Here is an 11,306-nt window from a genome sequence, read left to right as displayed (position 1 = left end):
CGACTTCGGGGTGGCGAGTGCGCCGGTCGAGGTCCACCGGTACGACGACGGCAGTGCACACGAGGCGGCCGTCGTCGTGGGGGTGGTCGGCGTGGTGCCCCCGCCGGCGCCGTCCCCGTTGCAGGAGACGATCCGGGGCCGGGCGCTGGTGTTGCCGTTGTACAGCGTGGTGAAGCCGAAGGTGTTGCCCGAGCCGTTGGACTTCATGGTCATCACGGTGCCGCTGGAGTCCCAGCTCGCGGTGCCGCTCCAGGTGGCGGAGACCTTCTGCGGCGCGGTGATGCCGACGACGACCGTCCAGGTGCCGGCTCCGGTCACGGTGACCGAGGAGTTGTACTGATCGCCCCACACGGTGCCGGGGGTCAGCGTCGCGGTGCAGCCGGCGGAGCCCGAGGTCGCCGCCGTGGTCGGCGTCGTCGTGCCGCCCGCGTTCAGGGCGGTGTGCACCGAGTTGTACGCGGCCTTCTTGGTGCCGCTGTTGTCGAACAGCAGTGGGTTCTCACCGGTGCGCCACGAGTCGCTGTCGCGCACACCCCAGACCGTGATGCCGGTGCAGCGGGAGATCGCGAGGCAGGCCTTGGTCACGGTGCTGTAGATCGAGGCCTGGTTGGCGCCCTGGGCGACGTCGAGCTCGGTGATCTGCACGTCGACACCGAGGCCGGCGAAGCGCTGCAGGTTGGCCTGGTAGTCGCCGGGGATGCTGGTGCCGAGGTGGGACTGGAAGCCGACGCAGTCGATCGGGACGCCGCGGGCCTTGAAGTCCTTGACCATGTTGTAGACGCCGGTCGACTTCGCGTTGACGCCGTCGGTGTTGTAGTCGTTGTAGCAGAGCTTGGCGTTCGGGTCGGCGGCGCGGGCGGCTCGGAACGCGGCTTCGATCCAGTCGTTGCCGGTGCGCTGCAGGTTGGAGTCGCGCCGTGCGCCGCTGTTGCCGTCGGCGAAGGCCTCGTTCACCACGTCCCAGGCGTAGATCTTGCCCTGGTAGTGGGCGGCGACCTTGGTGACGTGGTTCATCATCGCGGTGCGCAGTGCGGTGCCGGACATCGACTGCGCCCAGGCCGGCTGCTGCTGGTACCAGAGCAGCGCGTGCCCGCGGATCTTCGAGCCGTTGGACTGGCCCTGGGCGAGGATCTTGTCGCCGTTGGTGAAGGTGAAGCTGCCCGGTGCGGGCTCGGTGGCGTCCCACTTCATCTCGTTCTCGGGCGTGACCGCGTTGAACTCGGTCTTGACGAGACTGGCGTAGGTGCTGTTGCCGAGCTTCGACGCGGCGATCGCGACGCCGAAGTAGCGGCCGGTCTGTGCGGCCGACGCACCGAGTGTCGTGGCCGCCTCGGCCGACTGGGTGAAGACGATGCCGAGCCCGGCGGCGACGAGGCCGGCGATGCCCGCGGCCACCAAGGTGGCCCGGCGTCGCAGGGGTCTGCGGTGTCCCGGAGGACGAACCGGCGCTGTCATGTGATCTTGCTCCTCGAAGAGGGCCGCGACGTATACCGGGACGCGGCCGTAGGTGTGGGTGACCGGGCATGCTCACGGCGGACCGGCACTTGGTGAATGGTTTTGGGAGCGCTCCCATAAATTGCTTTGCCAGAGTGGCACAGAGAGCGACGCATCTCAAGTCCGCAGGCGTTAATGCTCTGGACCCACTCAACCGGCCCGGTGCCGATAAAGCAACTTTAACTATTTCGAAGTGGGCGCGACTTCGCGGACTGCCGGTCCGTAACAGATTTAAGAGAGACCGAAGGAAGTTTTTAGCTCCGGCCGAATCCGCGCAGCGGAGGGCGAAACCCCTGATCAGAGGCTTGCGTTGCCCGGCCGGCCGACCTGCGGGCATTGAACGGCCGGGCGGAGCGGCACTGCAGGAAAATGTTCTGCGGGAACTGCTCAATTGCGGATTGCGCCATCCTGTGCAGTTGCTTGATGGATAAATAGACAGTCGGCAAACGGTGCAGTCAGTCCATTCTTCGATGTGTTGTGACCTGCGGCGGAGTGTCGTGAAAAATCCCGGTCATCGGCTCCGGCGATGCGTAACCATTTTTCAGCGGGGGATCGGTGGCTCTATGTGCCGAGCGTGAAAGTTCCACCGGTCCCGGCGGCGCGGTTGTGAAGGTTAACATCGACAAAAGGCAATACGTATGCTGTCTTCAGCCCGCATCCCGAGAGGTCCACCATGAGCCCAGTGACCCGCCGCCACCTCCTCGCGGCCGGGGCAGCCGGCGTCGGCGCCGCGCTGGTTCCGGCCGGTTGGAGTGCCGGCACCGAGGCCGTCTCCGCGTCGGCCGCCGATGACCTGATCCTGCGGTACGACAAGCCGGCCGGCACCGACTGGCTGCGCGCCCTCCCGATCGGCAACGGCCGCCTCGGCGCCATGGTGTTCGGCAATGTCGACGCCGAGCGGTTGCAGCTCAACGAGGACACCGTCTGGGCCGGCGGGCCGTACGACTCCAGCAACACCCGCGGCGCCGCGGCGCTGGCCGAGATCCGGCGGCTGGTCTTCACCGACCAGTGGGGCCCGGCCCAGAACCTGATCAACCAGACGATGATGGGTAACCCGGGTGGGCAGCTGGCCTACCAGACCGTCGGCAACCTGCGGATTGCCTTCCCGGCCGGCACGACGTCGCAGTACGACCGGACCCTCGATCTCAGCACGGCGACCGCCTCGCTGACCTACGTGTCCGGCGGCGTGCGTTACCAGCGCGAGGTGTTCGCGAGTGCTCCGGACCAGGTCATCGTGGTGCGGTTGACGGCCGACCGCGCCGCTGCCGTCAGCGTCACGGCCACGTTCGACAGTCCGCAACGCACCACGGTCTCCAGCCCGGACGGGTCCACCATCGCCCTGGACGGCATCTCCGGCAGCATGGAGGGCGTCACCGGCTCCGTCCGGTTCCTCGCGCTGGCCCAGGCCGTCGCCACCGGCGGCACCGTGACCAGCTCCGGCGGCACGCTGCGGATATCCGGCGCCACCAGCGTGACCATCCTCGTGTCGATCGGCTCCAGCTACGTCAACTACCGGACCGTGAACGGCGACTACCAGGGGATCGCCCGGAGCCGGCTCAACGCCGCCCGGGCCATCGCGTACGACCAGCTGCGCAGCCGGCACCTGGCCGACTACCAGGCGCTGTTCGGCCGGGTCACCATCGATCTCGGCCGGACCGCGGCGGCCGACCAGACCACCGACGTACGGATCGCGCAGCACGCCGGCCAGAACGACCCGCAGTTCGCCGCCCTGCTGTTCCAGTACGGCCGGTACCTGTTGATCTCTTCGTCCCGTCCCGGCACCCAGCCGGCCAACCTGCAAGGCATCTGGAACGACTCGACGGCGCCGCAGTGGGACTCCAAGTACACGCTCAACGCCAACCTGCCGATGAACTACTGGCCGGCCGACACGACGAACCTGGGGGAGTGCTTCCTGCCGGTCTTCGACCTGATCAAAGACCTGACCGTGACCGGTGCGCGTACGGCGCAGGTTCAGTACGGCGCCGGCGGCTGGGTCGCGCACCACAACACCGATGCCTGGCGTGGCTCCTCGGTCGTCGACGGCGCGCTGTGGGGCATGTGGCAGACCGGTGGCGCCTGGCTCGCCACCATGATCTGGGACCACTACCAGTTCACCGGCGACCTCGAGTTCCTGCGGGCCAACTACCCGGCCCTGCGGGGCGCCGCCCAGTTCTTCGTGGACACCCTGGTCGCCGACCCGTCCCGCGGTTATCTGGTCACCAACCCGTCGAACTCGCCGGAGCTGCCGCACCACGCGGACGCCAGCGTCTGCGCCGGGCCCACCATGGACAACCAGATCCTGCGGGACCTGTTCGACGCGTGCGCGCGGGCCGGCGAGGTCCTGGCCACCGATGCCGACCTCCGCACCCGGATCCGGGCGGTCCGCGACCGACTGCCCCCGATGCGCGTCGGCTCCCGCGGGAACATCCAGGAATGGCTGGCCGACTGGGTCGAGACCGAGCCGAACCACCGGCACGTCTCGCACCTGTACGGCCTGCATCCCAGCAACCAGATCACCAAGCGCGGCACACCGCAGCTCTACCAGGCCGCCCGCCGGACCCTGGAGTTGCGCGGCGACGACGGAACCGGCTGGTCACTCGCCTGGAAGATCAATTTCTGGGCGCGGCTGGAGGACGCCGCCCGCGCCCACAAGCTGTTCCGGGATCTCGTACGCACCGACCGGCTCGCGCCGAACATGTTCGACCTGCACCCGCCGTTCCAGATCGACGGTAACTTCGGCGCCACCTCCGGCATCGCCGAGATGCTTTTGCAGAGCCACAACGCCGAGCTGCACCTGCTCCCGGCGCTGCCGGATGCCTGGCCCACCGGGCGGGTCACCGGCCTGCGCGGCCGCGGCGGTTATACCGTCTCGATGGCGTGGACGAGCGGCCGGGCCGACGAGTTCGTCATCCGGGCCGACCGCGACGGCCCCGCGCGGCTTCGTGCGCGGCTGTTCTCCGAGAGCTGGACGTTGGTGGACCTCACCGACAGCAGCACGCCCGCCACCACGCGGCCCGAGTCCGACGTCGTACAGCTCGCGGTTCGTGCCGGCCACACCTACCGGGCGGCTCGCCCGGGCGCTACGCCGACCCCGACGGTGACCACCACCGCGCCGGCCGCCGCGACGGCGACGTACGCCGTCACCAGTTCCTGGTCCGGCGGGTTCCAGGCCGAGGTGGTCGTGACGGCCGGGCCGGCGGCGATCAGCGGCTGGACGGTGACCTGGACCTTTCCCGACGGTCAGGTCATCAGTCAGGTCTGGAACGGAACCCACACCCAGACCGGGCCGAACGTGGCGGTGTCCAACGCCGCCTACAACGGTGCACTGCCGGCCGGCGGCTCCACCAGCTTCGGCTTCATCGCCGGCACGGCCGGGGTGAACAACCCGCCGCCGGTCATCACCTGCACCACGCGGTGACCGGTCCAGCAGGACGACGACCTCAGCGGCAGCGACCGGCCGAGACGTCAGCGTCTCGGCCGGTGGGTCAGTTCGCCGGTCAGGACTTGAAAGCGTCCTTGATGTTCTCGCCGGCCTGCTTGAGTTTCGAGCTGCCCTGGTCGGCCTTGCCCTCGGCCTCCAGGTCCTTGTCGTCGGTGGCCTTGCCGACGCCTTCCTTGGCCTTGCCGCCGAGCTCTTCGGCCTTGTTGTCGACCTTGTCGTCGAAAGCCATGTCAATCGCCTCCACATCGTCGTGTCGCCTACCCCAGGCGTACCCGGCGGTGCTCGGCGCAACCCTCGTTCAGGGTGCCGTCCTGCGCGGATGTCTCCAGGCAGTCAGGGACAGAGCGGCTTCGGCATGGTGCGGGGGAAGTAATGATCCCAGTCCACGGCGACGGTACCGGCGCAGATCTCACCGATCAGCCGGGCCAGGACACTGTCCAGCCGCCACCTGGTGCCACGGGGACTGAGCACGGCGAGCTGCCCGCCGATGGCACGCGGAGCGGACAGTTGCAGCCCCTGAGCATCAACGGACATCAGCATCCGGCCGGAGGCGGCATCCCACAGTTGAATCCGGTCCAGGTCGCTCAGGGCCACGGTCTGTCCGGCCGGGTCGATGGATGCCACGGTCGGATGGCTGAGGCCGTCGGTACGCACCACGGTGCGGACCGTGAGCGGGTCGCGGATGTCGAGCACCATGGCCTTGCCGACCTCGGACGTGATGGCGATCAGCCCACCCGGACCGACGAGCGGGAACATCCGGTACGACGTCTGCAGCAGCGTGGCCGTTCGGGCGCCGCCGATCGTCCACTGTTCCAGGGTGTACCCGCCGCCGGAACGCCGGCAGAGGATGAGGCCCGAGCCGTCGCGCAGCAGGGCCGTGCTCTCGACGTCGGGCGCCGGAAACTGGCGCACGGCGTTGTCACCGACCCGCCACAGCGCGGCGGTGTGGTTGTCGGCCACGCCGGACACGAGCGATCCGGTCTGATCCATGCTGTCCGCCACCGGCATCTCGACCGGAACCGGGAGGCGGCGGGGCCGATCGAGGTCGGCCAGGTCCCAGAGGACGGAGCGCGTCCCGTCCCGATAGAGCGCCCGGCGTTCGTCAGCACTGGTCAGATAGAGGAAGCTGTCGCCGGTCGGCAGCGCGGCCGCCGGCAACCACGAGTCACCGTCCGGCCGCCACAGCTGCTGGTCGCCGGCCCCGCCGGCCTCGTTGGTGATGGCGAAGCGTCCGGTCGCGGTCGCGAAGCCGCCGCCGAGCGAGGTGGCGGTCGCGGCGCCGTGCGCGAGCACCAGCATGTTGCGTGTGCTGTCGCTCGGCGCGACCCGGTGGGCGGCCAGGGCCAGCAACTCGGCGTCGTGCGGTCGCGTGGCCAGCAGACCACGGGCGGCGTCCACGGCCCGCAGCGACATCGCCTCGTTGCGCTGCCGGGTGGCTGAGGTCTGGGCCGTGACCGCGACGACCACCGCGCCGGCCAGCAGGACGGTGAGGACGGCGAGCACCGCGGCGGACCGGCGCAAACGCTGGGTCGTGCGTTGCTCGACCGCCGTCCGGGCCTGCTCAGCGGCCGACGCGGCGTCGAGGAAGGCGCGCTCGCGCCGGTTGAGCCGGTCCCGCAGCCGGGCCGCCTCCTCGAGGTGCGCGCCGCGGTAAAGGGTGTCGGGATCGTGGCCGTGTGCCTCCCAGACGGTGGCGGCCTCACCGATCCGGTGCTGGATGCGCAGGTCGTCCCGGCTGCGGTCGATCCAGCCGACCAGCCGGGGCCAGGCGTGCAGCAGTGCCTCGTGGACCAGTTCCACGCTGTCCCGGTCGATGGTGATCAGGCGGGCGGCGGCGAGCTGGTCGAGCAGGGCGTCCGGCACGTCCAGGTCGGCCCGCCGGACGCGTCGTTTGGTGTCCTCGGTGCCGTCGCCGGGGGCGACCAGGCGCAGGAACAGCTGCTGGGCGTCCGCCCGCTCCGGCTCGCCGAGCTCGTCGAACGTCTGCTCGGCGGTCCGGGCCAGGGCGTGCTTGATGCCGCCGGCGTCCTCGTACCCGGTGAGGGTGAGCACCATGCCGCGCCGCCGGCGCCACGTCTCGGCGAGAGTGTGCGAGACGAGCGGCAACGCGGCGGACTGGCCGGCGACGTCCGAGACGAGCCGGGCCACCAGGGCCGTCTCGATCGACCCCCCGGCCCGCGTGGCCGGCTCGGTGACCGCCACCCGGAACTCCTCGGCCGACATCGGCCCGACCAGCACCTGCGCGCGGTGCAGGGCGGCCACCAACTCGGGATGGCGTGCGCAATGGCCGTAGAAGTCGGCCCGCACGCCCACCACCACCCGGCAGCGCGCGCCGGCGGCCGAGGTCAACGCCCGGATCAGCCAGTGCCGGCGGTCGTCGTCGCAGAGGGTGAAGCACTCCTCGAACTGGTCGACCACCAGCAGAAGGTCGTCGGCGGCCTTGGCCAGCCAGCCCCGCAACGCCTGCGGGTCGGCGGCCAGATCCTCGCGGACCCGGCCGGCCGGCTCGTCGGCCAGAACGGCGACGGCCACGGCCAGCTCCGCGATCGGGTCGGCGCCCGGCGTGACGATCAGCGTGGTCCGCCAGGTGCGGGCGGCCAGCCCGGCGCGCAGCAGCGACGACTTGCCGGCTCCGGAGGCGCCGAAGACCCCGGCGAACGGCCGCTCGTCGACCAGCGTCAGCAAGGTGTCGGTCAGGGCCTCGCGGCCGAAGAAGCGGTCGGCGTCCTCGACCTGATAGGCCGAAAGCCCGATGTACGGCGGCGGCGCGGCATCGGGGGCGCCGGGCTGACCCGCGGCGAGGCCGCGCCACCGTTCGGTCCATTCGTCGGCGTCACCGTCGCAGGCCCGGACGAAGGCCACGGTCACGGCGAGGCTGGGCAGCCGCCGCCCGGACACCGCCTCGGACAGTGCGGCCGCCGAATAGTTGGTCCGCCGGCCCAGCTCCCGGTACGTCGGCACGCCGGCGCGCCGACGCAGCCGCCGCAGGTCACCGGCGAAGCGCAGCAACGGCGAGTCCTCGGATGCCAGTGGTTGTTCCCGTGTGGGCACCGTGCCTCCCATCGTGGTTGACCAATCTGCTGTATATCCGACGCGTTCCGACCGCGTTGCCCCGCTTGCCGCCGAACGGTGATGTTCGGGGTCTGTTGTTCAGCGCTCGGCCCCGAGCCTGAACAACACGCCGCCACCTAGCGTCGTCCTCGTCCGGCCCTCCGGTCCGTCGTGCGGCGCTGCCGACCGGCCGTCTGCCATTGAGCGGTCACCTCTCCCAGCTGGTCTGGGATCGAAGGAGTTGCCATGAACACGATCGATCCGTCCGTGCCCGGCCGTTTCTCCCGCCGAGGTTTCCTCGGTCTGGGCGCCGCTGTCGGCGGTGGAATGTTGTTGTCAGCGTGCGGTGGCGGGTCCGCCTCGGGCGGGGGCAATCTCAAGTTCTGGGACATGCCGTGGGGCCAGGCGAACTACACGGCGGCCGCGAAGAAACTCACCGAGGGCTACCAGCCGGCGGACGGCCTGCCGGGAGCGACCTACCAGGGCATCCAGTGGGCCAACTTCAGCCAGACGTTCTCGTCGGCCATCGCCTCCAAGACCGGTCCGGCGGTCAGCACCGGTGGCGGTTTCCAGGCGTTCCAGTTCGCCGAGCAGGGCGCGATCGCGTACGCCGACGATGTGATCGACCAGTTCCGCCAGGACGGCACGGCCGACGACTTCCTGCCCGGTCAGCTGGACGCGATGAAGACCGCCAAAGGCTACGCGGCGGTGCCGTGGCAGCTCGACTTCCGGGTGTGGTGGTACCGGAAGTCCCTGCTCGATGCGGCCGGCGTCGAGGTGCCGACCACGTGGGACGAGCTGCTGAACGCCTGCCGGACGCTGGCCGGGCGGGGCCTGTTCGGGTTCGGCACCGGCGCGGGCGCCGGTAACAACCTCGGTAGCCAGGGCCTGCATCTGATGATGCTGAACAACGGTGGCGGCCTGTTCGACCCCGACGGCAAGGTCGACGTCGTCACCGAGGCCAACCTCGAGGCGATGCGCTTCGTGCAGGAACTGGTCAAGGCGAAGGCGGTCGATCGGGCGTCGATCAGCTACACCACCGACAACCTGATCACGCAGTGGAAGAACAAGAAGGTCGCGATGGGCATCCACACCGCCGGGCTGGACACCGACACCGGCGAGTCCGACGGCGACCTGCAGGTGATGGGCCCGCTGACCGGCCCCGGCGGCGCCAAGGCCGGCCTGGTGTTCCAGAACAACATCATGATGTACGCGGACACCCCGTCCCAGAAGGGATCCGAGGCGTTCCTGTCCTACTACATCCGCAACATGAAGACCCTCTGGCAGCAGAACGTGGTGGCCGGCCTGCCGGTGCTGAAGTCGATCGTCGCCCTGCCCGAGTTCCAGGCGCAGAAGCAGAAGGCGAAGATCATCGCCGAATGGGCTCCGGTGGCCAAGAGCTTCGCGGCCAACTCGAAGACCCTGTTCGGCGGGCTGGCCGCGGTGGACTCGAGCCAGCCGATCACCCAGTTCGCGCAGACCGTGCTGGCCGGCAAGGACCCACGGCCGGCGTTGACCACCCTGCAGCAGGCGCTCGAGGCGATCGTCAAGTGACGGTTGCCTCCGAACGGGACACGCTCCGGCCGGACACTGCACCACCGAGCGAGATCTCCCGTACGCGCAAACCTCGCCGGGCCCGGCGGACCCTGCTGCTCCTGGTGGCGCCGTCGTTGGTGCTGCTGCTCCTGATCAACGCCTACCCGCTGGTCTACGCCGCGCTCCAGTCGGTCCGCGACGGCTCACTGATCAACGCGGGGGAGTACGTCGGCCTGGAGAACTACCGGGCGACGCTGGCCAGCCCCGCCTTCTGGCGATCGGTCGAATTCACGCTGATCTTCACCGTCGTCGGGGTGTTCGGCAGCTGGCTGGGCGGCCTGGGACTGGCTCTGCTGCTGCGCACCCGGATACCCGGCCGTACGGTCTTCAAGACCCTGCTTCTGCTGCCGTGGGTGGTGCCGGTGGTGGTCTCCTCCACGGCGTGGAACTGGCTGGTCGCCACCCCGCAGAGCCCGCTGCCCAGTCTCGCCGAGGCACTCGGGCTCGGCACACCCCTGTTCCTGGCCGACCCGACGCTCGCCAAGATCACGGTCTGCGTGTTCAAGGTGTGGATCAGTGTGCCGTTCATGATGATGCTGGCCGGTGCGGCGCTGGCCGGCGTCGACCACACCGTCTATGAGGCCGCCGGCGTCGACGGAGCCACCAGGTGGCAGCAGTTCCGGCACATCACGCTGCCGATGATCTCCCGGTCGACGTACATCTCGTGGATCCTCATGACGATCTTCTGTGTGAACGACTTCCCGACCATCTTCCTGCTCACCGGCGGCGGTCCGGTCGACGCCACCACCTCGCTGGTCGTGCTGTCCTACCGCACGGTGTTCCAGAACTTCCAGGTCGGACCGGGCGTGGCCATCGCCTTCCTGATGACCGTCAGCCTGGTCGTGGTGTCCGTGGCCCTGTACCGGCAGATTCGAAAGGCGCACGTATGAAGTCCGACGGCACCCGCGGCCAGTGGTGGCGCTTCACCGCAGTGCTGCTCCTGACCGGCATCGTGCTCGTACCGGTGGCGGCCGTGCTGATCCTGTCCCTGCGTCCGGGCGTGGCCTCGGGCAGCACCGCGGTCTTCGGCCTGGCCAATTTCGCCCACATCTTCCGCGACATCCCGACCCTGACCTGGCTGGCCAACAGCCTGGGCGTCACGCTGGCCACGGTCGCCGTCTCGGTCGCGGTCGCCGCTCCGGCCGGGTACGTGCTCTCCCGCGGCCGCAACCGGGCGGTCTCGGCGTACTCGTTGCTGTTGTTCGTCGTCCAGTCCTTGCCGGTGATCACGGCGGTGATCCCGCTGTTCATCCTGTTCGCCCGGGTCGGGCTGGTCGACAACCTGGTCGGCCTGGGCATCGTCTACGTCGGTGCGTCGATGTCGGTGGCGATCTGGATGATGGCGGCCTACATCGATTCGATCCCGGTGTCGCTGGAGGAGGCGGCCTGGATCGACGGGGCGTCGCTGTTCACCGGCTTCACCCGGATAGTGCTGCGCAACTCATTGCCCGGGCTGCTGTCCACCGCGATCTTCACGTTCCTCGTCTCCTGGAACGACTACCTGGTGGCCATCGTGTTCCTGCGCTCGCAGGAGCGGTTCACCCTGCCGATCGGCATTCAGTCGTTCTTTCAGCAGAACGGCACCGACTGGGGTTCGGTCATGGCGCTGGCGGTCGTCATGCTGCTGCCGCCGGTCATCGTGTTCGCCACGCTCAACAAGTACTTCAGCGTCGGCGGTATCGGCGGTTCGCTGGCCGGCACCTGAGGCGCGGGCGGGCCGTGG

The 11,306-nt window shown here is 69.4% G+C and carries 7 protein-coding genes; 4 read left to right on the top strand and 3 right to left on the bottom strand.

Translation table 11 applies throughout. The annotated features are described in order from the left end of the window. A partial coding sequence (locus tag Ato02nite_RS27320) for a glycoside hydrolase family 10 protein (RefSeq protein WP_213009487.1) occupies positions 1-1,455 on the bottom strand: 1,455 nt, incomplete at its 3' end. A gap of 712 nt (positions 1,456-2,167) precedes the next feature. On the opposite strand from Ato02nite_RS27320, the gene Ato02nite_RS27315 reads away from it, so the two are divergent. After that, positions 2,168-4,912, top strand: coding sequence for a glycosyl hydrolase family 95 catalytic domain-containing protein (locus Ato02nite_RS27315; protein WP_213009486.1), 2,745 nt, complete (start codon positions 2,168-2,170; stop codon positions 4,910-4,912). Between the two features lie 79 nt (positions 4,913-4,991). Here Ato02nite_RS27315 and Ato02nite_RS27310 read toward each other — a convergent pair whose 3' ends face one another. Next, on the bottom strand, positions 4,992-5,165 hold the full coding sequence (locus Ato02nite_RS27310) for a CsbD family protein (RefSeq protein WP_213009485.1): 174 nt from the start codon (positions 5,163-5,165) through the stop codon (positions 4,992-4,994). 104 nt (positions 5,166-5,269) lie between these two features. Further along, complete coding sequence (locus Ato02nite_RS27305) at positions 5,270-7,987, bottom strand: nSTAND1 domain-containing NTPase (RefSeq protein WP_213009484.1); 2,718 nt, start codon at positions 7,985-7,987, stop codon at positions 5,270-5,272. Positions 7,988-8,233: 246 nt separating this feature from the next. Here Ato02nite_RS27305 and Ato02nite_RS27300 point away from each other — a divergent pair, with 246 nt between their 5' ends. From Ato02nite_RS27300 to Ato02nite_RS27290, 3 genes are read left to right on the top strand one after another with little or no spacing between them, the layout of a single operon-like run. Continuing rightward, on the top strand, positions 8,234-9,541 hold the full coding sequence (locus tag Ato02nite_RS27300) for an ABC transporter substrate-binding protein (protein WP_213009483.1): 1,308 nt from the start codon (positions 8,234-8,236) through the stop codon (positions 9,539-9,541). Then, positions 9,538-10,473 carry a carbohydrate ABC transporter permease gene (locus Ato02nite_RS27295; RefSeq protein ID WP_213009482.1) on the top strand — a complete coding sequence of 312 codons (936 nt, stop codon included), beginning with the start codon at positions 9,538-9,540 and terminating at the stop codon, positions 10,471-10,473. The genes Ato02nite_RS27300 and Ato02nite_RS27295 overlap by 4 nt, the downstream gene beginning before the upstream one ends. Further along, positions 10,470-11,288, top strand: coding sequence for a carbohydrate ABC transporter permease (locus Ato02nite_RS27290; protein WP_213009481.1), 819 nt, complete (start codon positions 10,470-10,472; stop codon positions 11,286-11,288). Before Ato02nite_RS27295 ends, Ato02nite_RS27290 begins: the two co-directional genes overlap by 4 nt. Positions 11,289-11,306: the final 18 nt, after the last annotated feature.

Origin of the sequence: Paractinoplanes toevensis (genome assembly GCF_018332695.1) — a bacterium.
GTDB classification, from domain to species: Bacteria; Actinomycetota; Actinomycetes; order Mycobacteriales; family Micromonosporaceae; genus Actinoplanes; species Actinoplanes toevensis.
The sequence above is the reverse complement of the archived record's forward strand: the minus strand, read 5'-3'. Positions and strand labels throughout refer to the sequence as shown.